29 protein-coding genes and 1 other annotated feature (1 of these 30 only partly in view) are annotated in these 26,258 nt (G+C 40.1%); of the genes, 9 read left to right on the top strand and 20 right to left on the bottom strand.

Translation table 11 applies throughout. The features are described from left to right. Positions 1-20: 20 nt before the first annotated feature. Genes pknB through spoVM form a run of 4 tightly spaced genes read left to right on the top strand, consistent with a single transcriptional unit; the run spans position 21 to position 3,849 of the window. Positions 21-2,207: a Stk1 family PASTA domain-containing Ser/Thr kinase gene (pknB, locus tag ACYQ0N_RS11355; protein ID WP_460162731.1), complete on the top strand. Its 2,187-nt coding sequence runs from the start codon at positions 21-23 to the stop codon at positions 2,205-2,207. Continuing rightward, on the top strand, positions 2,204-3,064 hold the full coding sequence (rsgA, locus tag ACYQ0N_RS11350; RefSeq protein ID WP_177531651.1) for a ribosome small subunit-dependent GTPase A: 861 nt from the start codon (positions 2,204-2,206) through the stop codon (positions 3,062-3,064). The genes pknB and rsgA overlap by 4 nt, the downstream gene beginning before the upstream one ends. Positions 3,065-3,067: 3 nt before the next feature. After that, positions 3,068-3,712 carry a thiamine diphosphokinase gene (locus ACYQ0N_RS11345; RefSeq protein ID WP_177531650.1) on the top strand — a complete coding sequence of 215 codons (645 nt, stop codon included), beginning with the start codon at positions 3,068-3,070 and terminating at the stop codon, positions 3,710-3,712. Between the two features lie 47 nt (positions 3,713-3,759). Further along, positions 3,760-3,849, top strand: coding sequence for a stage V sporulation protein SpoVM (gene spoVM / locus ACYQ0N_RS11340; RefSeq protein WP_177531649.1), 90 nt, complete (start codon positions 3,760-3,762; stop codon positions 3,847-3,849). Positions 3,850-3,939: 90 nt separating this feature from the next. On the opposite strand, the gene ACYQ0N_RS11335 is transcribed toward spoVM, so the two are convergent. The 15 genes from ACYQ0N_RS11335 to murC all read right to left on the bottom strand — a co-directional run bounded on the left by ACYQ0N_RS11335 (position 3,940) and on the right by murC (position 19,695). Continuing rightward, the gene (locus ACYQ0N_RS11335) at positions 3,940-4,608 is read right to left on the bottom strand and encodes a manganese catalase family protein (RefSeq protein WP_177531648.1); all 669 of its coding nucleotides are present in this window, start codon (positions 4,606-4,608) and stop codon (positions 3,940-3,942) included. 68 nt (positions 4,609-4,676) lie between these two features. Next, the gene (locus tag ACYQ0N_RS11330; RefSeq protein ID WP_177531647.1) at positions 4,677-5,246 is read right to left on the bottom strand and encodes a GNAT family N-acetyltransferase; all 570 of its coding nucleotides are present in this window, start codon (positions 5,244-5,246) and stop codon (positions 4,677-4,679) included. 103 nt (positions 5,247-5,349) lie between these two features. Further along, a complete protein-coding gene (gene aspS / locus ACYQ0N_RS11325) occupies positions 5,350-7,128 on the bottom strand; it encodes an aspartate--tRNA ligase (RefSeq protein WP_460162730.1) in 1,779 nt (592 codons plus the stop codon). Positions 7,129-7,201: 73 nt separating this feature from the next. After that, positions 7,202-8,497, bottom strand: a complete 1,296-nt coding sequence (gene hisS, locus ACYQ0N_RS11320) for a histidine--tRNA ligase (protein WP_177531645.1) — start codon at positions 8,495-8,497, stop codon at positions 7,202-7,204. A 133-nt stretch (positions 8,498-8,630) separates the two neighbouring features. Further along, complete coding sequence (gene mgsA / locus ACYQ0N_RS11315) at positions 8,631-9,035, bottom strand: methylglyoxal synthase (protein ID WP_177531644.1); 405 nt, start codon at positions 9,033-9,035, stop codon at positions 8,631-8,633. 467 nt (positions 9,036-9,502) lie between these two features. After that, positions 9,503-11,593 carry a peptidoglycan D,D-transpeptidase FtsI family protein gene (locus ACYQ0N_RS11310; RefSeq protein ID WP_177531643.1) on the bottom strand — a complete coding sequence of 697 codons (2,091 nt, stop codon included), beginning with the start codon at positions 11,591-11,593 and terminating at the stop codon, positions 9,503-9,505. A 73-nt stretch (positions 11,594-11,666) separates the two neighbouring features. Continuing rightward, the gene (locus tag ACYQ0N_RS11305) at positions 11,667-12,221 is read right to left on the bottom strand and encodes a hypothetical protein (protein ID WP_177531642.1); all 555 of its coding nucleotides are present in this window, start codon (positions 12,219-12,221) and stop codon (positions 11,667-11,669) included. Further along, complete coding sequence (gene mreC, locus ACYQ0N_RS11300) at positions 12,211-13,179, bottom strand: rod shape-determining protein MreC (protein WP_177531641.1); 969 nt, start codon at positions 13,177-13,179, stop codon at positions 12,211-12,213. Before mreC ends, ACYQ0N_RS11305 begins: the two co-directional genes overlap by 11 nt. Before the next feature lie 66 nt (positions 13,180-13,245). Continuing rightward, positions 13,246-14,262 carry a rod shape-determining protein gene (locus tag ACYQ0N_RS11295; RefSeq protein ID WP_177531640.1) on the bottom strand — a complete coding sequence of 339 codons (1,017 nt, stop codon included), beginning with the start codon at positions 14,260-14,262 and terminating at the stop codon, positions 13,246-13,248. A gap of 131 nt (positions 14,263-14,393) precedes the next feature. Further along, positions 14,394-14,651 carry a DUF4321 domain-containing protein gene (locus tag ACYQ0N_RS11290; RefSeq protein WP_177531639.1) on the bottom strand — a complete coding sequence of 86 codons (258 nt, stop codon included), beginning with the start codon at positions 14,649-14,651 and terminating at the stop codon, positions 14,394-14,396. Between the two features lie 27 nt (positions 14,652-14,678). Further along, on the bottom strand, positions 14,679-15,140 hold the full coding sequence (gene dut / locus ACYQ0N_RS11285; protein WP_460162933.1) for a dUTP diphosphatase: 462 nt from the start codon (positions 15,138-15,140) through the stop codon (positions 14,679-14,681). Continuing rightward, positions 15,137-17,161 carry a U32 family peptidase gene (locus ACYQ0N_RS11280; protein WP_460162729.1) on the bottom strand — a complete coding sequence of 675 codons (2,025 nt, stop codon included), beginning with the start codon at positions 17,159-17,161 and terminating at the stop codon, positions 15,137-15,139. Before ACYQ0N_RS11280 ends, dut begins: the two co-directional genes overlap by 4 nt. Then, complete coding sequence (locus ACYQ0N_RS11275; RefSeq protein ID WP_177533500.1) at positions 17,161-17,505, bottom strand: cell division protein ZapA; 345 nt, start codon at positions 17,503-17,505, stop codon at positions 17,161-17,163. The genes ACYQ0N_RS11280 and ACYQ0N_RS11275 overlap by 1 nt, the downstream gene beginning before the upstream one ends. A 138-nt stretch (positions 17,506-17,643) precedes the next feature. After that, a complete protein-coding gene (lexA, locus tag ACYQ0N_RS11270) occupies positions 17,644-18,228 on the bottom strand; it encodes a transcriptional repressor LexA (protein WP_460162728.1) in 585 nt (194 codons plus the stop codon). Positions 18,229-18,282: 54 nt separating this feature from the next. After that, a complete protein-coding gene (murC, locus tag ACYQ0N_RS11265) occupies positions 18,283-19,695 on the bottom strand; it encodes a UDP-N-acetylmuramate--L-alanine ligase (protein ID WP_460162727.1) in 1,413 nt (470 codons plus the stop codon). Positions 19,696-19,851: 156 nt separating this feature from the next. Here murC and spoVG point away from each other — a divergent pair, with 156 nt between their 5' ends. After that, entirely contained in the window at positions 19,852-20,136 is a 285-nt protein-coding gene (gene spoVG / locus ACYQ0N_RS11260) for a septation regulator SpoVG (protein ID WP_177533503.1), read from the top strand. A 52-nt stretch (positions 20,137-20,188) separates the two neighbouring features. On the opposite strand, the gene ACYQ0N_RS11255 is transcribed toward spoVG, so the two are convergent. Genes ACYQ0N_RS11255 through ACYQ0N_RS11245 form a run of 3 tightly spaced genes read right to left on the bottom strand, consistent with a single transcriptional unit; the run spans position 20,189 to position 23,706 of the window. Continuing rightward, entirely contained in the window at positions 20,189-20,728 is a 540-nt protein-coding gene (locus tag ACYQ0N_RS11255) for an NUDIX domain-containing protein (RefSeq protein ID WP_460162726.1), read from the bottom strand. Between the two features lie 2 nt (positions 20,729-20,730). Then, positions 20,731-23,178, bottom strand: coding sequence for a YfhO family protein (locus ACYQ0N_RS11250; protein WP_460162725.1), 2,448 nt, complete (start codon positions 23,176-23,178; stop codon positions 20,731-20,733). 51 nt (positions 23,179-23,229) lie between these two features. Continuing rightward, a complete protein-coding gene (locus tag ACYQ0N_RS11245) occupies positions 23,230-23,706 on the bottom strand; it encodes a metallophosphoesterase family protein (protein WP_460162724.1) in 477 nt (158 codons plus the stop codon). Between the two features lie 130 nt (positions 23,707-23,836). Here ACYQ0N_RS11245 and ACYQ0N_RS11240 point away from each other — a divergent pair, with 130 nt between their 5' ends. Genes ACYQ0N_RS11240 through ACYQ0N_RS11225 form a run of 4 tightly spaced genes read left to right on the top strand, consistent with a single transcriptional unit; the run spans position 23,837 to position 25,159 of the window. After that, a complete protein-coding gene (locus tag ACYQ0N_RS11240; RefSeq protein ID WP_177533507.1) occupies positions 23,837-24,082 on the top strand; it encodes a hypothetical protein in 246 nt (81 codons plus the stop codon). A gap of 47 nt (positions 24,083-24,129) precedes the next feature. After that, positions 24,130-24,522, top strand: coding sequence for a hypothetical protein (locus tag ACYQ0N_RS11235; protein WP_460162723.1), 393 nt, complete (start codon positions 24,130-24,132; stop codon positions 24,520-24,522). Continuing rightward, positions 24,519-24,890 carry a hypothetical protein gene (locus ACYQ0N_RS11230; protein ID WP_460162722.1) on the top strand — a complete coding sequence of 124 codons (372 nt, stop codon included), beginning with the start codon at positions 24,519-24,521 and terminating at the stop codon, positions 24,888-24,890. Before ACYQ0N_RS11235 ends, ACYQ0N_RS11230 begins: the two co-directional genes overlap by 4 nt. A gap of 14 nt (positions 24,891-24,904) precedes the next feature. Beyond that, positions 24,905-25,159 (top strand): pro-sigmaK processing inhibitor BofA family protein, encoded by a 255-nt coding sequence (locus ACYQ0N_RS11225; RefSeq protein ID WP_177533510.1) that lies wholly within the window; start codon positions 24,905-24,907, stop codon positions 25,157-25,159. A 74-nt stretch (positions 25,160-25,233) separates the two neighbouring features. Here the strand turns inward: ACYQ0N_RS11225 and rplL are convergent, their stop codons facing one another. Then, a complete protein-coding gene (gene rplL / locus ACYQ0N_RS11220; protein ID WP_177533511.1) occupies positions 25,234-25,602 on the bottom strand; it encodes a 50S ribosomal protein L7/L12 in 369 nt (122 codons plus the stop codon). A 58-nt stretch (positions 25,603-25,660) separates the two neighbouring features. Beyond that, complete coding sequence (gene rplJ / locus ACYQ0N_RS11215) at positions 25,661-26,170, bottom strand: 50S ribosomal protein L10 (protein ID WP_177533512.1); 510 nt, start codon at positions 26,168-26,170, stop codon at positions 25,661-25,663. 37 nt (positions 26,171-26,207) lie between these two features. Then, positions 26,208-26,258: a sequence feature (ribosomal protein L10 leader region), on the bottom strand; it runs 72 nt beyond the window's last position.

Below are 26,258 nucleotides of genomic sequence, written 5' to 3'. Positions count from 1 at the left end.
TTACAGGAGTGGAGAAATAGATGGATAAGAACATAGGAAAGAAGCTCGACGGCAGATATGAAATAACAGAGCTTATCGGCGAGGGCGGAATGGCCGACGTTTATAAGGCGGTTGACGTAGTTGATAATAAAACTGTTGCTGTCAAGATACTTAAAAAGGAATTTGCTGAAAGCGAAGAGTTTCTCAGAAGATTCAGAAACGAATCAAAGGCGATAGCCGTGTTGTCACATCCGAACATAGTTAAAATATATGATGTTGGATTTTCAGAAAAAATACAGTTTATCGTTATGGAATATATCGACGGTATAACGCTGAAGGAATATATGGAGAATGAAAAAATTCTGAGCTGGAAGGACGCTGTACATTTTGTTACACAGATTCTGAGGGCGCTTCAGCATGCTCATGAAAGAGGAATTGTCCATAGGGATATAAAGCCTCAAAATATAATGATGTTTACCGACGGTACAATCAAAGTCATGGATTTCGGTATTGCCAAATTTGCGCGTGAAGAAGGGAAAACCGCAACGGATCAGGCTATTGGAACGGTTCATTATATCAGTCCTGAACAGGCAAGAGGAGATATAACAGACGCCAAGAGCGATCTGTATTCGGTAGGGGTAATGCTTTATGAAATGCTGACCGGTCAGAAGCCCTTTGACACTGATAATCCTGTGTCAATTGCCGTGATGCATATGCATAATATTGCGGAGCTGCCGAGAAGAATCAATCCTGATATTCCGTCTCCGCTTGAAGAAATAATTGTACATGCAATGGAGAAAAATCCTGCCGATAGATATAAAACGGCTCTTGAAATGTTAAGGGATATTGATCGCTTCAAAGCGGATCCAGACGTTCATTTCGGTTATATTACAAATCCTCCTGAGCCTGATATGCCCACAAGATATTTTTCAGCAGTAAATAACGACTATTCTGAAAATCCATCAGACGAGGAATTTATAAACGGTAACGACGATATTTATAATTCAGATGATGTATTTGATGATACTTATGACGAGGACTACAGCGACTTTGAAGAGGCTGAGGAAAAGAAGGGCAAATCTCTTTTTGTTCCGGTGCTGTCAGCGGTAACGGTAGTTGTAATAATGGTTGCCGTATTTTTCATTGCGACTCTTGTTAAAAACATGTTTACCGATGATAAAACAGGCACGTCGGAATTTGCCATGCCTAATTTGGTAGGAATGGATTATAATCAGGCTGTGGAGGCCTATCCTAAGCTGGACATTCAGGTAGATTCAACAGAATGGTCTGAACTGGAAAAGGATAAGATATTTTATCAGAGCGTTCCAGAAGGCGATGGGGTTAAAAAAGGTGAAATAATTAAAGTTAAGGTTAGCTTAGGAGCAAAAACGATTAAAGTGCCGAATGTAATAAATTATCACTTCAAAACTGCCGAGGAAGCTTTGCGTGCAGAGGGACTTGAAGTTGAATTTAAATATCAGGAAAATAAAGACGTCGAAGAGGAAATTGTATTTGATACTGAGCCGGCCGCTCTTTCCGAGGTAGCTCCCGGAACGACAATTCTTGTTTATGTAAGCAAAGGCAAGGACGTTGAAGAAATCGAGATGGAAAACTTTATCGGGAAAAATATTGAGGACGCAAAGATTCAGTGCGGTATATGGGGACTAAGCGTTAAAACTGAAAAGAAAGATTCCAGTAAGGAGGAAGGAACTATACTGGAGCAGAGTATTGAAGAAGGCGAAAAGGTACCTGCTGATTCTACTATAACCTTTGTCGTAAGCACGGGAAAGGAGCCTGAGGGTACGGTAGATATGACTTTCTATTTCCCCGGGGACTCGACCGGAAGATTTACTATCAGCGCATACCAGAACAATGTAAAAATATTTGAAAGCTTTACGCTTTCCGCAGATTATACTAAGGAAAATCCTGTTTCGATTACCGGTAAGGGTACCGATGTTGATATTACTATGGTTCTGACAAATTTAAGTAATAATATGACTGCTGTTTTAGGAAAATATAATATGAATTTTGAAGAGGGTACATTTTCAACTATATCTGAAGATATAGACGGTGCGTTTGCAACTGTAGACGGACTCTATGTTCCTCCTACTGATCCGCCGTATGTTCCTCCTCAAGATTCACAGCCAGATCCGGCGCCGCAGACGGAAGCTCCGAAGCCGGAAGAAAGTAATTCTGATCAGGGCTTGGATAATGGTAATGAAGGATGAATGGAATTATAATAAAATCTATCGGAGGACTCTATTTTGCAGAGTCCTCCGACGGTGTATATGAATGCAGGGCCAGAGGAATATTTAGAAAACAGGGCGTTTCACCTGCTGTTGGAGACAATGTTGTTTTTGAAAATGGTGTTATAACCGAAATATCAGAAAGAAAAAACTGTCTGATAAGGCCTTTACTGGCAAATCTTGATTATCTTGTATTTGTGATTTCAGTTTCACAGCCCGCGCCAAACATGCTGCTTCTCGATAAATTTATAGCAGTTGCAGAATATCAGGGTATAGCGCCTATTATTGCCGTTACAAAAATTGACATCGAAAGCTGTGAAAAGATTGTTGAGATTTATAAATCAGCGGGTATAACCGTTTTTGCAATTGATTACAGCAGGAATGATCCGGCAAAGGAAATACGAACACTTCTTAAAAATAAAATCAGCGCCTTTACGGGTAACAGCGGTGCGGGAAAGTCAACCCTGCTTAACGCTATATGCAGTGACTTCAACATTCCTACAGGGGAGATAAGCCGAAAGCTTGGCAGAGGAAGACATACTACGCGCCACGCCGAGCTTTATAAGCTTCCTTGGGGAGGTTATATTGCCGATACTCCGGGCTTTTCAACATTTGAAACAGACAAATATAATATTATTAAAAAAGAAGAATTAAGCGAATGCTTCAGAGAATTTAAGAGATTCAAAAATGAATGCAAATTTCGTGATTGTTCTCATACAAAAGAAAAAGGCTGTAGGATAATTCGCGCGGTGGAGGAAGGCATAATTTCCAAGTCAAGGCATGAAAGCTATTGTAAAATGTATAATGATGCAAAAAATATCAAGGATTGGGAGTTATAGGGATTGGGACATAATAAAAAATGCTATATATTTGCAGGTTCGCCTGAATCAAGCTGCTCAGGAGTTAAATTTGACGACGATAAATATACGATTTGTGCAGATGGGGGATACCTGCTTGCTAAAAGAATGAATGTTGTACCTGATGTAATAATAGGTGATTTTGATACCTTTAGCGAAGAGGAGCTTCCGGATAACTGCGAGATAATAAAGCACCCTGAGGATAAGGACGATACTGACACTATGCTCGCAGTAAAGCTTGCGCTTAACAGGGGATATAAGAATATTGTTATCTGCGGAGCAATTGGCGGACGTCTTGATCACACTTTTGCAAATATTCAGACCTTGAGGTATATAATGAAGCACGGCGGATACGGCGAACTGGCTGGTGACGGAAGCTTTGCAATGATGCAGGGCCCGGGCGTTAAGGTTTATAACCGGATAAGCGATTATTACTGCTCGTTGTTTTCCTATTCGGAGGAATGCTCCGGAATAACGGCAACAGGCTTTAAGTTTCCTCTGAAAAACGCAGTTCTCAAAAACAGTTTTCCTTTAGGCATAAGTAACAAGGTAACAGGAAAATCCGGTATTATCTCACTTGAAAAAGGTGTTTTACTTGTTATTTTTTCAAAAGATATGAACCAAAAATGAAAATTAGAATATAATACAATATAAAAACTTTAGCGGAGGTTTGTGATATGAAAATTGTTGTTATAAAAAGTCCTAAGCTTTTGTCGGGTTTTCTGAGGCTTGTGTTTAAAATAAAAAAAGAAGAGAATGTGGAATAATATCAATTTGCACATATATTTTTATCCCCCTTTATCAAATAATTTTTATCTGGTAAAGGGGGATATTTTTTAGGGTTTAAGGTTTCTTTTTTAACTGAATGATGGAGGGGTTACATCGGTTTTAGGAAACGGACTGCTTGCAGGAGATGGTTCAGACATACTGAAATACATTGTAGCCGCTTTAGTTGTTCCAAAGTCACGGTTAGAACCGGTGTTTTGCACTTTATTGAAAGCTTCACGGAACATAGCGTTATGGGCTTCTTCTCGATTAAGAAGAAAATCAATAGTTTCTTTAACCTTTTTATCATTAATCTGCCTGTAGAGGTATTCATATACTACCTTGGCTCTTTGCTCTGACGCTATATTGGAAAGCAGATCAGCGCATAGATCTCCTGTTACGGTGACATAATCACCGGTCCATGAATAACCGGAAGCATTTATTAGTCCGGGGTTAAGACCAAGGAGTACATGTGATTCGATTTCTCCTGCCGGTACAGACTCAGAATCTACATCGTGTCCGTTAAGAAGATTAATAGTTTGAGCAACCATTTCCATGTGTCCGAGCTCTTCAGCGGCAATATCAAGGAAAAGATCTTTTATTTCGGGATCCTTTATTCTGAAGCTCTGCGACATATACTGCATAGCAGCCTTTAGCTCTCCGTTGGCGCCTCCAAGCTGTTCTTGCAAAAGAACAGCATACTGAGGGTTTGGTTTTTCAATTTCAACAGGGTGAAAAAGCATTTTTTCGTGTTTAAACATAAGAAATAACCTCCATTCTTTTATGGATATTATTTCTTATTTATTATAATTTATTCATTCTGAAAAGCTTATAAATAATTATTAATTATAGATATAATTGCTTCGTTATTAATGACGTTAATAGGCTTAATTCTTTTGGGTGTAGGATCATATTCAGATATCTTCTTTTCAAACCATATCACATCATGCCATTTTCCGCATTTATATCCGGTATTGCGATAAATGCCAAGCTTATTGAATCCAAGAGCATAATGCAGTTTTTCGCTTTTTTCATTAGGAAGCGTAACTCCGCCGTAAACGTTTTTTATTCCTTGAAGCTTTAATATATCTATCAGTATTGAATAAAGTATTTTGCCGAACCCTCTTGAAGTATAATCCGGTAATAAATAAACAGATAATTCTGCATTCCATTGATAAGCGTCACGCTCCATTTGTCTATGTGCATAAGCATATCCAATTATGACATTATTCGATTTGCATACTAAATATGGGTATCGTCTAATAATGTTATCAATGCGTTGCTCATATTCATATAATGACGGGATTTTTTCTTCAAAGGTAATCGGAGTGTCAATATATTGTTCATATATTTTCAAAAGCTCCGGTGCGTCTTTTATTGTGGCAAATCTTATTTTCATTATAAACTCCGTTTTTGATTATTATTCAGCCCAGATTCATAACAAAACAATCAATACCGTAATTACCGGAAGTTAATTAAAACTATCGATAATTACCCGATTACTAATCAGCCTTATCTATAATATCTATTCCAAGCGCTTCTAAATTTTCTTTGTCTACCTTTGAAGGGCAATCCGACATAAGCTCGCTTGCATTCTGTACCTTAGGAAACGCTGTAATGTCTCTTAGGCTTTCGGCGCCGAGCATAACCATTGCAAGTCTGTCAAGACCTATACCAAGACCGCCGTGCGGAGGAGCGCCGTATTTATATGCTTCAACAAGAAATCCGAACTTGGATTCAATTTCTTCGTCCGTAAGACCGAGAGCTTGAAACATTTTCTGCTGTAGCTCAAAGTCAGTAATACGAATAGAGCCAGAAGAAAGCTCGGTACCGTTAAGAACAAGATCGAATGCTTTTGCAAATACTTTTTCGGGTGCAGATTCAAGGTACCGTATACATTCGTCGTTAGGCATTGTGAACGGATGATGCATTGCAACATAACTCTGGGAATCTTCATCAAATTCAAAAAATGGAAATTCGGTTATCCAAAGGAAGTTGAATTTGTTTTCCGGAATTATATCGAGCTTTTTTGCGACATGGAGTCTTAGCGCACCGAGAACAGGCAGCGTTATTTTATTTTTATCTGCTATTATTAGGACGGTATCGCCCTTTTCACAGCCGATTTTATTTAGGATTGCAGTAATTTCATCTTCACTGAAAAATTTTGCGAATGAACATGAGGGCTTTTCATCAACCCATCTTACATACGCTAACCCTTTAGCGCCTATTCCTCTTGCCATTTCAGTAAGCTTATCTATTTCTTTTCTCGTAAGAACAGAAGCCGAATTCTTTGCAACTATAGCTCTAACGCTTCCTCCGTTTTTAACGGCGTCGGCAAATACCGCAAAATTACAGTCCTTTATTGTTTCGGATAAATCCTGTATTTCCATATCAAACCTTGTATCGGGCTTGTCTGAGCCGTAGCGGTTCATTGCTTCAGTGTAGCTTAATCGGGGGATAGGCATTGAAATTTCCATACCAAGCACATTTTTAAAAAGGTATTCTATAAAGCCTTCCGTCATATTAAGAATATCTTCAACGTCTACAAAGGACATCTCAAGGTCTATCTGAGTAAATTCCGGCTGTCTGTCAGCCCTTAAATCCTCGTCTCTGAAGCATCTGGCAAGCTGAATATATCTGTCCATTCCTGCAACCATAAGCAATTGCTTATAAATCTGAGGCGACTGAGGGAGCGCATAAAACTTTCCATTATGAACTCTGGAGGGAATAAGATAGTCTCTTGCGCCCTCCGGGGTTGATTTCATCATCATAGGCGTTTCTATTTCAATAAAATCGTTTGCATAAAAATATTCCCGTGCAGCTTTGGCTATCTTATGTCGCATTATAAGATTCTGCTGAAGAGGCTGACGTCTTAAATCAAGGTATCTGTATTTGAGCCTGAGCTCTTCGTTTACTCTGGTTTCATTAGTAATTTCAAATGGAGGAGTCTGAGCCTTTGCAAGGATTCTTAAATCATTAACAATAATTTCTATTTCTCCTGTTTTAATATCCTTATTAACGCTTGCTCTTTTTGCAGTAATTCCCTTTGCCATCAGCACATATTCGCTTTTGCATGCCGACGCCTTTTCAAATATCCTTTTATCTGTAGTGTCATTGAATGCAAGCTGAACTATGCCGGTTTTATCTCTTAAATCTATAAATATAAGGTTTCCGAGATCGCGGATTTTCTGAACGAATCCTCCGACTGTAACTTCAATACCTTCATTAGTAACTTCTCCGCAATAATGAGTACGCTTAAGTCCATTCATATTGTCTGCCATTTTAATCTCCAATTAACCGCAATTGCAGTTACCGCCGGTTTAAGGCGGACGGTGCGCCAATTTTTGTTTATATTTAATCCGTTAAGCTTCCGAACATGTTATCAAGAGCAATATTTGAGAAATTTTCCATTAGACTATCGTCAAGCTTTATATCTGTCTGTTCACCGGTTTTCATATTTTTAAGCTTTGCCGTTTTTGAGTTTATTTCATTATCTCCAAGTACTAATGTAAATGCCGCGCCTATTTTATCGGAATATTTCATCTGTGCCTTTAAGCCTCTGCCTATAGTATCGAATTCTACCTGAAAACCTCCGGATCTTATTTCCTTCGCAATAGACATAGCGTATGGCACGGTATTCTGATCCATAGGAGCTATATAAAGAGTGCATCCAAGATCATCGTCAAATTCAATCCCTTGGTTTTCCATTGTCATAATAAGGCGTTCCAAACCCATAGCAAAGCCGAGAGCAGGCACGCTTTGACCTCCGAGCTGCTCAATAAGACCGTCGTATCTGCCCCCGCCGCATATGGTTCCCTGAGCGCCGATATCTGTAGTGACAAATTCGAAAACAGTTTTAGTGTAATAATCAAGTCCTCTTACAATTTTTGGATCCACAGTATAGCTTAAGCCGAGCGCCTTAAGATACGATTTAAGCTTTTCAAAGTGATCCGAACAATCGTCGCAGAGATAATCAAGAATAACCGGCGCGTTCTTGGCAATTTCGGAGCAAACGGGACTTTTACAGTCAAGAATGCGCATAGGATTTTTTTCAAGTCTTGAAAGGCAGGTTTCGCAAAGCTCGTCCTTTCTGTTTTCAAAATAGCTTCTGAGCGCTTTATGATATTCGGTACGGCATTTAGGACAGCCTATGGAATTTATTTTCAATTCAATATTTTTTATTCCAAGCTGCGATATGATAGTGTCCGCCATCAGAATTACGTCTGCGTCCGCTGAAGGGAGCGGACTTCCGGCCATTTCTACGCCGAATTGGTGAAATTCTCTCAAACGTCCTGCCTGAGGTCTTTCGTGACGAAAGCATGAAAGTATGTAAAAGGCTTTTTGAGGAAGAGCCTCGTTAAGCATTCCGTTTTGCAGCATTGCCCTTATTGTGCCGGCGGTGCCTTCAGGTCTGAGAGTAAATTTGGTTTCCTTTGCAATTACCGAATACATTTCTTTCTGAACAACATCCGTTGTTTCGCCAACAGAACGCTGGAAAAGCTCGGTATTTTCAAAGGTGGGGATTCTTATCTCCCTGAATCCGAATTCCTGAGCTACGTCCTTTACAGTTCTTTCGACCGTATTCCATTTGCATATGTTCCTGCCGGTAATGTCTTCAGTGCCGTTTGGTCTTTTTATATTAAGCGCCATAAGTATCTCCATTATATTTCCGGTAATATCGGATAACCGGAAACAGCCGTCTTTTCCGGAGGACGGTTCACCGTTTTCTGAGCCTTGTTAATATCGACAAATCGTCCCTTTAAGGGACGATTCTGTCTGTATTTTAAATGTGCGGATTTCCGATTTCACGCCAGTCAAGATCGCCTCTTTCGAGAGACATTATAAGAGCTTCGGCTGTTGCAATATTTGTTGCGACCGGAACGTTATGAACATCGCAAAGTCTTAATAGATTCATATCGTTAGGCTCATTAGACTTAGGATTAATCGGATCTCTGAAAAACAGCAGCACATCAATTTCATTGCATGAGATTCTTGCCGCTATCTGCTGTCCTCCGCCCTGAGCGCCTCCCAGATACCTTTGGATATTTAGCCCCGTAGCCTCGCTGACGAGCTTTCCTGTTGTTCCTGTTGCACAGAGATTATATTTCGAAAGTATACCGCAGTATGCTATACAAAACTGAACCATAAGTTCTTTTTTTGAATCGTGGGCTATTATAGCAATTGTCATTTCTTTGTCCTTTCATTATTAATTTTATCACACAGTTTTTATTTTACATATTACATTCAACGGTAAATTTTCCGCAGCACGTATTGCAATCGCATTAAATAAAGCTTATCGCGAACGGCAGAATTTTTTAATATATTTCAATACTCCATATACCGTTATCATTTATAATAAAAACATAAGCGTTTTTTAGTTATAATATAATTTTTCTGACATTTTTAATGCTTTTTTCGCATGTATTAGATTTCTTGAATTAATTACCATTTATATTCGTGTTCATTAATTCATTATATATTATACCATAAAATGAAGAAAAGTCAAAGTGATTTTTGGAAATATTATTAAAATCGTGTAATATGAATGATTTATTATGTTAGCTGATGTGCAATTTTACTAATTATTATTGAATTATTTTTAATAAAAAACGGAAGCTGTTTTATAGTTCAGTTTCCGTTTTTTTCTATTGATTTTTAAGCCGGATCAGTTTCATTTGTCGGCTCTGTCGCGGCAGAATCTCCGTTTTCAGAGTTTTTTGATGAATTGTCGAGATAATTTATTTTAACGTCTGAAAAATCTCCGTCTTCGGAATAATGTTTATAATAAGCTTGGATAATGCTGCGTATCATATATTTTGAATATTCTCCGCCTTCTATCATTCCGGCAAATGCGATCTGAGGATCGTCCGCCGGAGCAAATCCGATAAAGCAGCTATCTGTAACTTCATCACCATTACGCCAATTCTGAGGAGTACCGGTTTTTATTGCAACGTCAAAGCCTAAATTTGAAAGAGAATAATCTGCCGGAAAATTGTTTTCAGAGGCCTGCACCATACCGTCGATAACATAATCATAAACGTAATCATAATTAATGTCAATTGTTTCCGCTATTTCCGGTTCGATTTTTTCTATTTCATTTTCCATAGAATAATCATAAATACTGTCCACAAGATGAGTTTTGTACCTGACGCCGCGGTTTGCTATAGTAGACGCTACGCCGGCCATCTGAAGAGGCGTTACAGAGGTTTCAGACTGTCCGATTGCGGCCTGAAGAACTTGACCTACAGTCCAGTCAAGACCGATATCGTTAAATGTTTCAGGATTTCCGATTGCTCCGGCATAATCGCCGGTTTCTATTCCCGTATGCTGCCCATAGCCGTATAGTGAAGCATATTCTGTTATTTTGTCAATGCCGAGCCGTCTGCCAAGCTCATAAAAATATATATTGCATGAAACTCTTAAAGCTCCGGCAACTGATATATCGTTATGATAGCCGGTACAGCCCACCTCTATATCGTAAAATTTCATTCTCTGATGGCAGGTATATGTGGTTTCGCCGGTTACGATTCCTTCATTGAGTCCGGCGGTTGCTGTTATTGTTTTAAATGTGGAGCCCGGACGGTAAAGTCCGCTTGTGGCTCTGTTTAAAAGGGGAGTATTATCTGCGTTAAGTATCTTATCGTAATCCGATTTATATTTTGTCAAATCGTAAGTGGGCGCCGTTGCCATTCCTAAAACAGCATTGCTTTTAACATCAAGTACAACAAGCGAGCCGCAGTTTACGTCCTTATATTCCGATTGCTTGCGCAGATCCGCCATAAAGTTTACAAGAATTTCCTGAAGGTCGCGCTGAAAATCGCTGTCAACCGTAAGCTTGACCGTATGTCCGCCCTTTGCTTCTTCGCTGACCTCGGCAGAAGTAACCTCGCCGTTTGTCAGCGTTATTGTTCTGGTGCCGTCTTTTCCTCTTAGTTCGTCTTCAAGAGCCTTTTCAATTCCGCTTTTACCGACGGTATCGTTCATAGCATAACCCTTTTCCTTAAGCTCGTCATATTCTTCAGCAAATATAGGGCCTACCGTTCCTATTTCATGAGGTAAAACATCGCCTACTGAAATAACTCTAACAGCTTCTTCCTTTACGTCGATACCTTTTAGCTTGACGCCCAGCTCTTTCAGCTTTGTTACGGTTTCAACAGGTATGTCCTCGCAAAGTGTAAAAGTGTTTCCAAGTGAAAAGTCTCTCAGCTTCATTTCATATCTTATTCCGGCGAGAGTCCGCTGTTCTTCTCTTGAATATTCATTACCGGATATCTCGTAATCGTCAATAAGCTTATCAATACAGTTTTCGGCGGTAGCATAAACGTTGACGCCTATGAGGCTTTTGAGTTTTTCGATGTCGCTTTCCCTATCGCTTTCATATTCATAAGGCGAAGTATCTGTAATAGGTATAGTTTCGTTCCATTTAAGACCGGCTTCCTTAAGTATTTCGACAGTCTGTATTAATACTTTATTTGCTTCTGCGTTATCCGACGGGAAGTAAGTATCGTCTATAATAACGTTGAAGCCTACCTTGTTTTCCACTATGGGAGTTCCATTTACGTCTACAATCTGACCTCTCGTGGCTTTAATTGTCTGTTCATATACTGATGTATATTCCGATTTTTGGAGATAGGAATCGCCGTTTACGATCTGGATCGTCATAAGTCTGACAGTTCCGAGCGCTACTGCGATTACTACCATAATAACCAGAATAGCTGTACGAAGTCTTTCTAAAATTTCTTTCATTGCCTTGCCCTTTCATTAACAATAATCGGCAAAAATAAATGAACGCCCCATTATTTTTACCGATTAATCTTAATTAAATTTTCATCGCTTCTTCTATTGTTTTTGCCCTTTTAGGATAAAATCTTTTTAGCACGGGCTTTATAAGAAGATATATAACAGGGGAAACCAAAGTTGTGTAAGCTATACACGGAAAGCTTATTTCCCTTAAAATATATCCCGTCCCCTCATAATTCCACATGGCATACATAAAAAAGTAATCCAGAAGTTCATAAACGGCTGTAAATAACGCTGTCATCCATATAATATTCAATACGTTCTGAAGGAGGTAATGCTTAAAGAATAAAACTGACGCAACGCAGAAAGCAATCATAAGGATTGAACTGTAGCCGAATATTCTTCCGAATGAGAAATCTAAAAGAAGTCCGCATATACCGCCCAGAAACGCCGCAGTGTATTCGCCTTCATTCATACATATGCATATGCAGAGGGGTATAAGATAAACAGGTTTTACTCCTTTTCCGATATTAAGAATTATTACACTTACAAAAATCATAAAAATATAAATCGACCATCTTGCCGCGGCGCAGTATTTTATTTTTTCAGCTCTTGTCATTTGTTTATTCAGCATTGCTATCACCGCCGTTCTCCGGATCGGTTACATTTTCAGTACCGTTTTCGGTATTGTTTTCAGTACTTGGCTGGGTATCGGATATTTTTTCACCTACGTCTCCTTCGACTATTTCTTTTTTATCGTCGTTGAAGTCGATTATGACCATTACGTTATTGATTTCTTTGGGATTTACAGCCGGTTCAATGACGGCATACGAGGTTAATCCGCTTTCCTCTATACCTGTTTCCTTAACGTTTCCGATAACATATCCCTGCGGAAACTGACCGCTGTTTCCCGAGGTGATTATCAGGTCGCCTTCTTTGATTTTATTTTCCTTGTCAATATATATCATCTTACATTGTCCCTTTTCGGCGTACGCAAGACTTCCTTCGACAATGCCTGTGTCGCGGCTTTCAACACACAACCCCCCGATAGAAAGCTCGGGAGAAAAAATTGTTCTCACAGTTGAATATGTATTTGCCACCTCTGTAATTATACCTACAAGCCCTTCTGCGGTAACAACCGGATCATAAAGTGAAATACCGTCCTTAGAGCCTCTGTCAATAACAAAGGCGCCGTATGGATCGTTTGCAACTCTGGAAATAACGGAGCAGGGAGGAGATAATATAAAATCGTCGTTCTCCTCTTTTATTCCGATAAATTTTCTGAGATCTTCTATTTCTGATTTCATATCTTCATATTCTGTAAGTCTTTTATTTAAGTCGGACATCTGTTCCCGCAGTTGTCTGTTTTCTTCAACGTATTTTTCGGAGTCAAGAAAAAGATCTATAACCAGCCCCACCTTATCTGATATTGCATTAGAAAATTGCCTTATAGGATTAAATACTGTGCCGAGCGCCTGAGAACCGAAAGAGGTTTTGCCGTCCTTGGTTACCGAGAACAGTGCGATACCGAGAAAAAAACCGGCGATACACAGAATAATTTTGAATTTTAAGCTTTTAAAAAACTGTCCCACTATTCAGCCTCCCTTCTAAAAGACATTTACAATTGCTGCCGCAAAGCAGACAAAGTCTGCAAAATATCAATAATAATGAGTATCGTCGTTGAGAGCGTCCTCAAATTTATCTATATCTTCAAGAATTTTTCCGGTTCCCTCTGCAACGCAGTCGAGAGGATATTCAGCGATAAATACCGGCATACCGGTTTCACGGCTGATAAGCTTGTCAAGTCCTCGCAGCAACGCTCCGCCGCCGGCCAGAGTTATTCCCTGATCTATAATATCCGCTGAAAGCTCAGGGGGAGTTTTTTCAAGAGTTATTTTTATAGCTTCTATTACTCTTGAAAGGGGTTCGGTCAAGGCGTCCCTTATTTCTGTGGAGGTTACGGTTATATTTTCGGGAAGACCGTTCAACAGGTTGCGTCCCTTTATTTCCATAGTTTTTTCGCTTTCGCCGGGAAATGCCGAACCTATTTCTATTTTAATATTTTCAGCGGTTCTTTCGCCTATAAGCAGATTATATTTTTTCTTTATAAAGTTTATTATTGATTTGTCAAATTCATCGCCGGCTACCCTTACCGAACGGGAAGTTACTATACCGCGGAGAGAAATAACGGCGACCTCGCTTGTGCCTCCACCGATGTCTACAATCATACTTCCGGCAGGCTCCGCAACAGGAAGTCCTGCGCCGATAGCCGCAGCCATAGGCTCTTCAATTATAAAAACAGGTTTTGCTCCCGCCTTTTCTGCCGCTTCCTTAACCGCTCTTTTCTCAACGGCCGTAACGCCGGACGGTATACAGATAATAACTCGTGCTTTTGTGAAAAAAGAACCTCTGAGAGCCTTTTTGATAAATTCCTGAAGCATAGTCGTAGTCATGTCAAAATCGGCGATAACTCCGTCCTTAAGAGGCCTTACCGCAACAATTGAGCCGGGCGTCCTGCCTATGACGTCCTTGGCTTTTTTTCCAACATATTTTGCCTTATCGGTTCGTGTATCAACTGCGACGACGGAAGGTTCCCTTATGATGATACCTTTTCCTCTCATAAAAACAAGGGTGTTGGCGGTGCCAAGATCTATACCAATGTCCTTTGTAAACATTTATGCATTTCTCCTTTATGTTCCTTAAAATCATTTTTGTTCGACTATATTTTCTCTTAATTTATTATACCACTAAATTTGGAGTTTCACAACAAATTTTACAGGTAATAATTTCCGATTTTTTATGAGCATTATGCGATTGCCTTAGACAGCTTAGGATATATGGCAATTGCTGCCAGCATAAAAATTATCTGCGCTACATTCATTGAAAAATTAAAGCCGATTGTCAGATCGATGATTACAAGGTTTATATTAGTAGGATCAATGCCTATTTCCTTTGAATATGCAAGCCAGCTTAGCATGTCTGAATTTGCAGCGCCTTTAGCGGCTATAGAGCCTGCAATAGCTCCGGCTATAATAAGCATGATAAGCAAAATTTTGTTTTTCATTTTGTTACACTTCTTCCGTCGTTTTATTTATTGTCCTGTTGAGCCGAATCCGCCGCCGCTTCTTTCCGTATCGTCAAGCGAATCCGTTATCTTTATTTCCGGCAGAAGCACCGGAGTCACAACTATCTGGGCTATTCTCATTCCGTTGGTTACAAAAAAGCGTTCATTGCCGTTGTTTATCAGCGGGACCTTGATTTCGCCCCTGTAATCGCTGTCAACGACTCCTACGCAGTTTGCAAGCGCGATTCCGTACTTTGAAGACAAACCGGAACGCGGGTATATCATAAGCGCGGTATTTTCAGAGTCGGGCGCGGCGGAAATACCTGTCGGTATCATTTTTATTTCACCCGGCTCAATTTTTATATCATTATCTATGCATGCGGATAAGTCCAATCCGGCGCTGCCCTTTGTAGCTCTCTGCGGAATGATAGCGTTTCTGTTCAGTTTTTTTATTCTAAGCGTCATAATTTTCTCCATAATAATTGTTATAAAACTCCTCTGTAATAAAGTCCTCTTGTAGTGTTCTGCATTTTTTCACCGTCGTTTCTGTATTTTTCAATAATATCAGAAACCTGAGACGGTGTTTCATCTGTAAAATAAAGATTCAGAAATTCTATATTTCTGATATCGTTTATATGATCGGCAAGATAAAGCAACTGCGAATTAAGTATTTCGTAATAATTTTCGTGACAAACTATCTTAAAACTTCTTCCTGTTCTGTCCGTGACGATACGACGGCAGCTTTTGCATCCGATTTCATTTTTAACTGGACAGTTTTTAGTCAGCATAAGCGGCAGCCTGCCGTATGCTGTTATACCTGTGGGGACGGGAGATAACAGACGCAGTATCTGTCCGAGTCTAAGCTCGGGTGAAAGTGTTATATCTCGCAGTCCAAGTTCAGCAAGTTTGAAAGCGGAGTAGGAATTTGAAACATTCAAGCTAAAATCGCCGTGAAGTATAAAACCAAGCTCCTTTCCGGATTTTAAATATGCAATATTTCCGCACATTAAATGCTTGATTCCCGAATCTTTTAATTCAGCCAGCCTTTGAACTATAATTTGTTCATCGTCTATAAATCTGGGAGGCTCTATAATGATTTTATCCGGATTTGAAATATCGGATGGACAGATTTCCATTGGAATGATTAAAAAATCAGCGTTCTTAGTCGCATTAAGCTGAGAAATTCGGGAGATTCTTGCTCTGATTTCATGTCTTTCCTTTTTATGATCCCTTAGCCGGGGAAGCTTTTCTGATATACTATATGCTTTTGTATTAGCGGCAATTCTTTTATCGTTAAGCGCCGCTACTAACTTTCTCCTGGCTTCGTTCAATTCGCTTGAGCTTACAGACAATCCGTCGTCTATAACATATTCAAGGCCGCCGAAATTATAAATTGTTCCTCCCAGTTTTCCGAGCTGCTTTTCAATATTTTCTTTGCTTATAGATTTATTCACAGCCTTTTGAGGTACGTTTCCTATGTATTGACAGTTATTACCGTCTGAATCATACGCCGTGACGTCTATTGGCGTATTGCTCTTTATTTTCGTATTAAAATATATATAGGTTATCTTTCTTTCAGATTTATAAAGCTGTCTGACAGACGGCAGAACCTCCTTTGCGGCTAAAACGTTATCTTTCATACGGGTACCGAACATACCAGTATATTTTTCTGTGAAATATCCGTCGGTGAAGCCGTTTCTTGAAAATACAGCCTTTAGAGTTTCAGCGTCATAGTCTTTGCCGTCAATAGCGTTTCTATAAGCCGTAACGGCGGCAGCCACATATTCGGGGCGTTTCATTCTTCCCTCTATTTTAAGAGATGACACTCCCGTTTGTTTGATTTCATCAATATGCTCAATAAGCGAAAGATCCTTCAATGATAATCCGCATCTGTTTTTATTACCGCATGCTGAAAACGGCAGGCGGCAGGTCTGTGCGCATAGTCCTCTGTTTGCGCTTCTTTGTCCGATAAACGACGACATATAGCATTGTCCGGATACAGACATGCATAATGCTCCATGAACGAAAATTTCCGTTTCAATATCAAGCTTTGATATTTGTTCGATTTGTGTTTTTGTAAGCTCCCTTGAAAGCACTGCTCTTTCAAAGCCGAGCTTTTTGGCAGTTAATGCGCCGTGAACAGAATGAATAGTCATCTGCGTTGAAGCATGAAGTCTGGCCCAGGGAGATATTGATTTTATAATTAAAGCTGCGCCGGGATCCTGAACAATAAACGCGTCGACGCCTGATTCAAGTGATTCGGCAATAAAGCCGGAAAATTCCTTAATCTGATTATCAAGAATAATTGTATTAACAGTCAGATATAGTTTTTTACCATACAAATGGCATAATCTTACCGCCTCTTTAAGCTGTATGTTATCAAAATTAGCGGCGTTCTGTCTTGCTGAAAAGCTTTTTCCGCCTGCATAGACCGCGTCTGCGCCGCATCTAAGAGCGGCAGTCAGAGATTCCATGCTTCCTGCCGGAGCCAGTAATTCAGGAATGCCCATTATTTATTTTCTGCCTTTTCAAGCTGCTCAAGCTTTAACCGGAGCGCGTCAATTTCTTTCAGCGCAGCGTCGCGCTCAATCCGGGCTTTTCCGGCTTCGTCAACATATTCCTTTGCCTGTGCTCTTATACTGTCTACATTAGCTTGAGCCTTGCTAAGGTCGTCAAGAGTTGAAAGCGCTACCATTATCGCCGCTGAATAAGGCGAAATGGAATTGTTACCGGAGGAAATATCGTTGATTTTTTTCTCCAGAAGCTTGGCAAGACCATAGACATAGCTGGGAGCTTCTTCAGTCTGAAGCATATATTCCTTGCCGCATATGATTACCTTTAATCTGTTTAGCATTTTAATCTCCATTCAATTTGGACTTTTTATTTCTGTAAGTAAATTTTTAAAGGCTTTATATAATTTAACAGCCATAATCTAATTATAATATATTTTTCATGAATTGAAAATACTTAAATGAAAATATTTTCAAAAATTTCAGAAATATCTGATAAGGCCGATAACTTTTCCAAGTACTTCCACATTTTGGGAAATAATCGGTTCCATATTATCGTTTTCAGGCTGGAGCCTGAAGTGTCCATCTTCCTTGTAAAAGGTTTTGACCGTAGCGTTTTCTCCGTCTACCAGAGCGACGATAACATCTCCGTTTTCAGCGACGTTCGTCTGTTCTACTATAATCATATCGCCGTCGTAAATACCGATATTTATCATGCTTTCCCCTTTTATTTTCAATGCGAAAAGAGGATTTGAGAAGCTTCTGTTTGCAGCAAAGTTTATATAGTCGGTTATATTTTCGATTGCCGTTATCGGAATTCCGGCGGCAACGTTGCCTACTACGGGAACGGTTATTCCGTTTTCGCTGCCCTTAAGTTTTATAGCCCTGTTATGGTTGTCCAATTTTTCTATATAACCCTCTTCAACGAGAAGGTTTATATATTTGTGAACTGTCGAGGTGGATTTGATATTAAGCGCACTGCATATCTCTCTTACAGTGGGCGGATAACCGTTATCTATTGATTCTTTAATGAACTGATAAATGTTCATAGCTTTTTCATTAAGCATAACTATCTCCGTTCTGATTTTAATGCTCTTTTAAACGGCGGGCGTCTAAGAGCGTTAATCCTTTAATTTTTTATAAATCATTTTTGCGACTTTATATACGTCTCCGCAGCCAAGAGTAATAACCAGGTCGCCGTCTTTAGTGTTTTCGCAGACATAATCGCAGACCCGCCTGAAATTTTCATACTTGCGTTCATCGGTATATTCGGCGGTTTCATCCTGCGGGAAATATACGCAGTTATCGATTTTTTCAGCAAGATTTCTTGTGAAAATATTAAATGTGTTTTTTTCTCTCGAGCCCATAATGTCGGTCAAAACTGCGACGTCAGGTATTGATAGAGCTTCGGCGAAGTCGTTCAAAAGAATTGAAGTTCTTGAAAACGTAAACGGCTGAAACACCGCCCATACTCTTTTGTATCCCATATTCATAGCAGCTTTAAGAGTTGCGGTCAGCTCGGTCGGATGGTGAGCGTAATCATCGGCAATGGTAACGCCCCTTACCTTTCCGATAAGCTCAAAGCGCCGTCCTGCGCCTCTGAAATCATTAAGTCCCTGCTTAATAGCCTCAAATGATACGCCTGCGTATTCGGCAGCCGCAACGGCCGCAAGAGCGTTTAAAACATTGTGCGTTCCGGCAACGTGCAGAGTTACGTTTCCGAGCAGACTTCCGTTTCTGTAAACTTCAAATTCAGTTTCCATTCCTGATATTTTTCTTATATTATCAGCATAATAATTGTTTTCCTTACCAATACCGAAGGAAATAATTTTCTTGCCCTCAACGCCGCTTACAGCCTTTAATGTATTTGAATCATCGCCGTTGATTATCAGCGCCTTGGTCGCCATTTCGCTGAATCTGCGGAAGGATCTGATTATATTGTCAAGGTTTTTGAAATAATCGAGGTGATCCTCGTCAATGTTGAGTATAACGGCGCAGTCAGGATACAGCTTTAGGAATGTATCCACAAATTCACAGGCCTCGCATACCATAATATCGCTTTTTCCGGCAAGACCGCTTCCTCCTATGCATGGAAGCTTTCCGCCGATAAATGCGGACAAATCAATCTTTGCGGTATAAAGTATCTGTGTAATCATGGACGTTGTAGTAGTTTTGCCGTGTGTGCCCGCAACGCATATGGCGTTATCGTACCAGCTTGTTACGATACCGAGCAGCTCGCTTCTTTCAAGTACGGGAACGCCGCTGGATTTAGCTGCTATAAGCTCCGGGTTATCGGACATTATAGCAGCCGTGTGGACGATCAGATCCGCGCCTTCAATATTTTCAGATCTTTGTCCGAGGAAAACAGGGATTCCCATTTTTCTGACTGCCTCAAGAGTTTCAGTTTCATTATTATCTGATCCTGTGAGATAATAGCCCTGAGAATGAAGTATCTGCGCCAGCGGATACATACCTGATCCGCCGATTCCTATAAAATGAATATGCTTTTTTCCCTTTAGTATATTTTTGTCCATTAAAAACCTCGTTTTTACCCACTGAATCGGGTAACCGCAGCTTTGAAACGGCTCTGCGGTCCGCCGTATTTTTTACTGATATTTCATTATATGTATATTTTATCCTTGAACGTTCAATAATATCCCTGTAAACATAAAAGGAGGTCATCTTGCAAGATGGATATTTCAGACATTAAAATCAGAAAAACAATAGCCGAAGGAAGGCTGAGGGCAATCGTTTCTATTACCTTTGACGATACTCTCGCAGTGCACGATATTAAAATCGTTCAGGGAGATGAAAGACTCTTTGTTGCTATGCCGAGCCGTAAAGATGACAATGGGGTTTTCCGCGACATTGTTCACCCGATTTCCCCTGAAGCGCGCAAGAGCATAGAATCTGAGATTTTGGAGGCTTACAGCCGTCATCTTGCCGTAACTGAGGCGGAAGCTCAGGCAGTTTAATATCAGTATATCGGTTAAGCCGATATCGCTTTGACGTCTTATTAAAGGCGTCTTATTTTTTGTTAATGATATGCCATACCTTTAAAACGCCTATTTGAGTTTTGGAGTCTGTAATTTCTCCTTTGATAACCATGTCCACCGCTTTTTCAAGCGGTATTTTTTCTACGTCCAGAAATTCGTCCTCGTCAAGCTTCTGAGCGGTAAATTCAAGACCTGACGCCATATAAAGATGTATGACCTCGCTTACATAAGCCGGTGTAGGAACAATTTCTCCGAGATATTCATATACCTTGCAGATGCAGCCCGTTTCCTCCAGCAGCTCCCGTCTGCCGCAGTCGTAATGCTTTTCTCCCCGCTCTATTTTTCCGGCGGGAATCTCCAGCATGGCTTTATGGTGTGGATATCTGTATTGCCTTACCATGAGTATTTCATTGTTTTCAGTAACAGGAATTACGGCGACGCCGCCTGAGTGATGTACTACGTCGCGCTGAACCTGACTTCCGTTTTCAAGGAGAGCCTTATCCTTTGTTACCTCAAATATTTTTCCTTTATACACGCTTTCGCTGGCGATTGTTTTTTCTTCCAGATGCATAACTATTCCTCCTTATCATTTGCCGGATAGTAATTTATAATATTATTTTCATATATTTCTTTTTGAGTCAGTGTTTCCTGATAGTCATAATCGTAATAGTGTGAAAAGCCGTTTGACCTTGCGCTTTTGCGGGTTAAGAACAGATAAAGACCAAGGAATAAAATACCGCATAGCGTTATCAAAGCGCCCTCTTTCAGTCCTGGCGTCTTATAACGGAATTCAATATTGTTTTCGCCCTCTTCCGCTTTGACAGCCATGAATCCGTAGCTTACTCTTTCAACGTCCGCAGGCTTGCCGTTGACATATGCCGTCCAGCCGCTGTCGTAAGGCACGCTGAAAAATACAAGCTTTGGATTTTCGAGAGTTATCTCGGCGTTAAATCCGTCGGAATCGTAAACAAAGCTTGAGCAGGTTTCCTCAGAACGCTTTGCACAGTCTACTAAGTAGGTTGAATCGTTAAGACCTACGCTGTTCTCAACGGGAAGTTTTGTGATTATTTCATCATATTTTTCTGCCTGTTCTTCGTTTAATATCAGAGCTCTGAGAAGTATCCTTTCTTTTGTCTGGTCGGTATATTCGGAAGCGGCGTCTTCTGTTAAATAATTATCATAGGTAAAACCCATCGGAAGATAATATTTATTTTCATAAACATAGAACCCGTTTTGCTTTTCCTTAAATTCAAAGCCGGGAAGATCAATTGTATAGGTATAAGTTTCCTCTTTATCCGAATATACTTTATCAAAGTAATATTTTACTGAAAACAGACCTCTCAGTGTGTTTTTTTCAAGCGGCGCTCTTGAAGCAACGTCTCTTGAAACGCCTATTTCAGAATAGAACTCCATAATGCTTCCGGGTACAATGCTTTGAAAAGCGCGCATTGAATGAAGATTCCAGAACATAGGATAGTTATCGTAGTTTTCTGAAATGTCAACCCGATAAAACTGACTTTCTTCATCATCAAGAGAAAGATTTTCACTTCCCTTAAGACCGTTTTCTACGAATATGCTACCGTAAGGTCCAAGTATTGCTCCGAAATATTCGACGGCGGCGGTGCATACTATACATGCTGCCACTGTAGAAATCAAAGCTGCTTTCATAAACGGTTTTCCCTTGCGTCTGGATTTGTCTATATACCACAGAATAATAAGTCCGGTTATACATATTGCGGCTGTCAAGTAGAAATATGCAGGATAATTGGCAAATTTAAACCATATTACTTTATCGTCTTCTTTCTTAGGCAGAAGAGATATTGCTGCAAGGCCAAGAAGAATGCCGACGCAGACTTTTATTCCAGGTCTTAGATCAATCGAACGGTCGTCCAGCGCCTGAGCTGTCATCATAGCCATAATTAGTATAGGCATATAAAACCAGCGTGCATAATATGAGCTGTTGAAGGTATAAAACGCACTGTTTAGTATAGGAATGAACGCGCATACTGCGCACACGATAATAATTCTTTTTGCCCAGTGCTTTTTTCTTGATTTTGTAAAAGCGATAACGCCCGCCATTGAAAACATTGGCAGATATCCGCCGATAGAAGCCCATTTTGCGCTGTCGGAGCTGAAAAGATTAGGCCTTGCCGGAACGTCCGGAATCATAAAAAAGCTTTGAATTATTCTCAGCAGTCTTGTTTTATCATTGTAGGCGATAAGGTCAAGTCCGTAAAGTCTTTCATTTATTCGGTAATTTTCTAAAATTGCAAGCGCCGACGGAATCAGCATTACGCATGCTATCATAACTCCTATAACAGCTTCTGCGGCGAGAGAAAAGAATTTTTTCCAGTTTATATTGAAATCCGGAGATTTAAGTCTTGCCAGAAGATAAATTATCAGAAAAACGGCCTGCCCTGTAAAGAAGAAGTAGTTGATTATTCCCATAAGAGCGACGGAAAGGGCAAATACTCCGCGTCTGTTATTATTTATGCGCTCTTCCATAGCAATAAGCATAAGCGGGAAAAATGCTGTGACATCGTGAAAATGATTGAAAAAAATATTGAATGTCTGAAATCCAGAAAACGCATAGAGCATACCGCCTATCAAAGCGGCGTTTTTGCTTCTGACAAAACGTCTTATAAACGCATAGGCAGTCATTGAAGCGGTTCCGAATTTCAATGCAAGGAGTAAGGGCATTGAAAAGGTAACAAGGCCTTGAGGCAGCGGTATTGTCAGCCAGAAAAACGGACTGCCGAGAAGGTAAAACGAATAGGAGCCTACAAAGTTTGCTCCGAGGTCAGTGCCCCAATCCCAGCCGACGCCTTCATTTTTTATAAATTCATGAGCATGATTATAGAATGGAATCTGCTGAGAATTATAATCGCCGTAATAAATATAATATCCGCCGTTATATATGATAATTGGCAGAATAACGAGGACAAACGCAGTGAATCCCAGCAGGAAAGCGGCCAAATATTTTTCTTTCCCTTTTGACGCCGTCAACGATGGTGTTTTCAAAGTTTTTTCCTTTCTTTTGTAACAGTATAATGAGTTTTGAATATAATAATATCAGAGGTCGATTATATTTGTAATAATTCCGGAATCAATCAGCTCTATGATACCGAATGAAGCCTTGCCGCAGTCCCTTGGGCATGAAGTGCTTCCTGGATTCATTATATATAAGCCGTCCTCATAGGAGCAGAAGCGTTCGTGAGTATGACCGTAGAGGAGTATATCGGCCCCCTTTTTCCGGGCCGCTGCCTTCAGCGTTTCAAGTGAGCGCTTTACACCGTATTTATGTCCGTGTACGGCAAATACAGTATATTTTTCGTAAGGACAAAATAGCAGCTCATCCTCGCTTAAGCTCATTAAATCACAGTTTCCCTTTATATGTATGATCTGCTTTTCGGGATATGTCAGCGCAATCTGATTTAGTTCTCTTTCTCCGTCGCCAAGATGAATATATAAATCGGCATGATAGTTAAAAAAGATTTTGTTTAAGGAAAAAAAGCTGTTATGAGAATCTGACATAACAATTATTTTCATAATATTGCTCCTTTTGTTCATGAACAGGTTATATATAAAAAAATTATATCATAAATATAGAATAATTACAATGGTTTTTCTGCTGTTTTGATAAAAGAAACAGTAAATAATTTTCAAGGTGGTAATACTTATGGCAAAAATAGATCCGTCAAAAGCCAATGAGCTTTTAAACGTTGTCAGCAAAAAGCTGAATATACCTGCCGACGAGCTTAAAAAACAGCTTGAAGCAGGCAAGTTCGACGCTGCTCTTAATAAAATGAGTAAAAGCGATTCTGCAAAATTTAATCAGATAATGAAAAATCCGAAAATGATTGAAAAGCTGATTTCAACGCCTCAGGCACAGGCTTTATATAAGAAAATGACTGGCGAAAAATAATAAGACCGGAGCTTGGAAAACAGTGAAGAGGAGGGTGCTTCCGGAAAATGGATGATTTAATGGGAAAAATTCAGGAGGTGCTGTCTGACGAGGAAAGTATGAAGCAGTTAAGCGAGCTTGCCGCTTCACTGTTTCCCTCCTCTGAACAGAATGGAACAGAGGACGGCTGCTCTGACGAAGCTGAGGCTAATGAGGCTAATGAAGATAAGGAAGACGATTCGTCTAAACAGGGAATTGATTTTGATCTAAGCAAGCTTTTAATGATAGGTCAGGTTATGAGCTCTGTATCTAATGACAAGAATACGGAGCTCTTGCTTGCCCTTCGTCCCTTATTGAAGGAAGAACGTCAGGAAAAGGTAGATAAAGCGGTAAAAATACTTAAACTTTTAGCAGTATGGAGCGTTTTGAAGGACAGCGGAATACTTAGCGATATTTTATGAAGGGAAGGGAATCGGTATTGAATTACAGTCAGTCTGAAATGAATTTTATGCGGCAGGACGCTCTGAGAAGAACAAGGGAGATGCACAGACAGAACAGAATTGATAAAAATAATGTACAAGCTGCAAAAATGCCGGCTTCCCATACTCAAGAGCCTGCGTCGGGACAGGATAAAAGAAAAAAAGCGGATACTCCGCCACAGGAGGGAAAGAAGAATTCAACAGGGGGACTAAACGGTTTATTATCCGGAATCTTTCCTGACGGTAAGCTTGACAATGACAAGATAATTATAATAGCGCTGATAGTTATATTGGCAAAGGAAGGCGCGGATCTTAAACTGCTTTTGGCGCTGGGATATATTTTAATGTAAAATGGAGAAGAATAATGAATGAAACGATTTTTAAAGCGATATGGATTGTAGCCGGAATTATAATGCTTATATTTTATTCTAAAAGAAAGCATACGGTAAGGTCGGCGTTATCGGGAATGCTGAGCGGCTGCGTCGCTCTGGTATTACTGCATTATTTCGGAGGAAGCTTAGGATACGCACCGCCTGTGAATCTCTTTAACACGGCTGTTGCTCTTATTCTGGGAGTTCCCGGAACAGTTATGATTATGGCGGTAAATATTCTTTTATAATGCGTTATATACTATTAAAAATCCCCCGTCTGCCAAAGCAAACGGGGGATAAGCATATAAAAATATGCAGTAAATTACTTGATTTCGATAGTAGCGCCGGCGCCCTCAAGCTTTGTCTTGAGTTCTTCAGCCTCTGCCTTGGAAACGCCTTCCTTGAGAGCCTTAGGAGCTGATTCAACAACTTCCTTAGCTTCCTTAAGTCCAAGACCAAGAGCGTCCTTAACAGCTTTGATAACAGGCATTTTTGCATCGCCGAAGGAAGCAAGAATAACATCGAATTCTGTCTTTTCTTCAGCAGGAGCAGCGCCGCCTGCAGCAGGAGCAGCAGCAACGGCTGCTGTTACACCGAATTCTTCCTGAATAGCGTCAACAAGTTCAGCCAGTTCCATAACTGACAGAGCTTTGATATCTTCAATAAACTTTAAAGTTTTTTCTGAAGCCATGATAATAATCTCCTTTTAATTTACTTGATTTCGAATAAATAAAACGTTATAATAAATATTAAGCCGCTTCGTCTGTTTTGCTGTCCGCAACAGCCTTGAGCAGAGCGGCAAGCTTCTGGATAGGGCCCTGTAAGGAACCGACCAACTGAGCCAGAAGAACGTCCTTTGAAGGAATCTTTGAAAGAGCGACAACGCCCTGCTCATCATAGATCTGACCTTCAACCATGCCTGCCTTGAGATTGAATTTGCCGTCAGTTTCCGACGCAAATTTTCCGAGGATTCTTGCCGGAGCAGTTTGATCGTCGTTTGAAACGGCGATAGCCGTAGTACCCTCTAAAACATTGTCAAGACCTTCAATACCTGCGTTTTTAAGTGCAAAACGCAGCATCGAATTCTTTTCAACGGTGTAATGTACGTTGGATTCACGCAGTTCACGTCTGAGCTTGGTATCTTCTTCAACAGTTATTCCCTTATAATCTACGATTACGAAGGAAACAGCATTTTTGAGAATTTCAGTAAGCTTTTCGACTTTAGCCTTCTTAGCTTCCAATACCTTTTCGCTTGGCATTATAGTTTCACCTCCGATTATTTTATAACCGTATCAAAAGAATAATGCAAAAGCCCTTTTCACAGAGGAAAAGGGCATAAAATATCAT

The sequence above is a fragment of the Ruminococcus sporogenes genome, assembly GCF_054655175.1.
This window is presented reverse-complemented; position numbering and strand designations above follow the sequence as displayed.

Coding starts and splice junctions, on each gene's coding strand:
- pknB (WP_460162731.1), top strand. CDS start 21: ATGGATAAGAACATAGGAAAGAAGCTCGACGGCAGATATGAAATAACA.
- rsgA (WP_177531651.1), top strand. CDS start 2,204: ATGAATGGAATTATAATAAAATCTATCGGAGGACTCTATTTTGCAGAG.
- spoVM (WP_177531649.1), top strand. CDS start 3,760: ATGAAAATTGTTGTTATAAAAAGTCCTAAGCTTTTGTCGGGTTTTCTG.
- ACYQ0N_RS11335 (WP_177531648.1), bottom strand. CDS start 4,608: ATGTTTAAACACGAAAAAATGCTTTTTCACCCTGTTGAAATTGAAAAA.
- ACYQ0N_RS11330 (WP_177531647.1), bottom strand. CDS start 5,246: ATGAAAATAAGATTTGCCACAATAAAAGACGCACCGGAGCTTTTGAAA.
- aspS (WP_460162730.1), bottom strand. CDS start 7,128: ATGGCAGACAATATGAATGGACTTAAGCGTACTCATTATTGCGGAGAA.
- hisS (WP_177531645.1), bottom strand. CDS start 8,497: ATGGCGCTTAATATAAAAAGACCAAACGGCACTGAAGACATTACCGGC.
- mgsA (WP_177531644.1), bottom strand. CDS start 9,035: ATGACAATTGCTATAATAGCCCACGATTCAAAAAAAGAACTTATGGTT.
- ACYQ0N_RS11310 (WP_177531643.1), bottom strand. CDS start 11,593: ATGAAAGAAATTTTAGAAAGACTTCGTACAGCTATTCTGGTTATTATG.
- ACYQ0N_RS11305 (WP_177531642.1), bottom strand. CDS start 12,221: ATGCTGAATAAACAAATGACAAGAGCTGAAAAAATAAAATACTGCGCC.
- ACYQ0N_RS11295 (WP_177531640.1), bottom strand. CDS start 14,262: ATGTTTACAAAGGACATTGGTATAGATCTTGGCACCGCCAACACCCTT.
- ACYQ0N_RS11290 (WP_177531639.1), bottom strand. CDS start 14,651: ATGAAAAACAAAATTTTGCTTATCATGCTTATTATAGCCGGAGCTATT.
- ACYQ0N_RS11280 (WP_460162729.1), bottom strand. CDS start 17,161: ATGGGCATTCCTGAATTACTGGCTCCGGCAGGAAGCATGGAATCTCTG.
- ACYQ0N_RS11275 (WP_177533500.1), bottom strand. CDS start 17,505: ATGCTAAACAGATTAAAGGTAATCATATGCGGCAAGGAATATATGCTT.
- lexA (WP_460162728.1), bottom strand. CDS start 18,228: ATGCTTAATGAAAAAGCTATGAACATTTATCAGTTCATTAAAGAATCA.
- murC (WP_460162727.1), bottom strand. CDS start 19,695: ATGGACAAAAATATACTAAAGGGAAAAAAGCATATTCATTTTATAGGA.
- spoVG (WP_177533503.1), top strand. CDS start 19,852: ATGGATATTTCAGACATTAAAATCAGAAAAACAATAGCCGAAGGAAGG.
- ACYQ0N_RS11255 (WP_460162726.1), bottom strand. CDS start 20,728: ATGCATCTGGAAGAAAAAACAATCGCCAGCGAAAGCGTGTATAAAGGA.
- ACYQ0N_RS11245 (WP_460162724.1), bottom strand. CDS start 23,706: ATGAAAATAATTGTTATGTCAGATTCTCATAACAGCTTTTTTTCCTTA.
- ACYQ0N_RS11240 (WP_177533507.1), top strand. CDS start 23,837: ATGGCAAAAATAGATCCGTCAAAAGCCAATGAGCTTTTAAACGTTGTC.
- ACYQ0N_RS11235 (WP_460162723.1), top strand. CDS start 24,130: ATGGATGATTTAATGGGAAAAATTCAGGAGGTGCTGTCTGACGAGGAA.
- ACYQ0N_RS11230 (WP_460162722.1), top strand. CDS start 24,519: ATGAAGGGAAGGGAATCGGTATTGAATTACAGTCAGTCTGAAATGAAT.
- ACYQ0N_RS11225 (WP_177533510.1), top strand. CDS start 24,905: ATGAATGAAACGATTTTTAAAGCGATATGGATTGTAGCCGGAATTATA.
- rplL (WP_177533511.1), bottom strand. CDS start 25,602: ATGGCTTCAGAAAAAACTTTAAAGTTTATTGAAGATATCAAAGCTCTG.
- rplJ (WP_177533512.1), bottom strand. CDS start 26,170: ATGCCAAGCGAAAAGGTATTGGAAGCTAAGAAGGCTAAAGTCGAAAAG.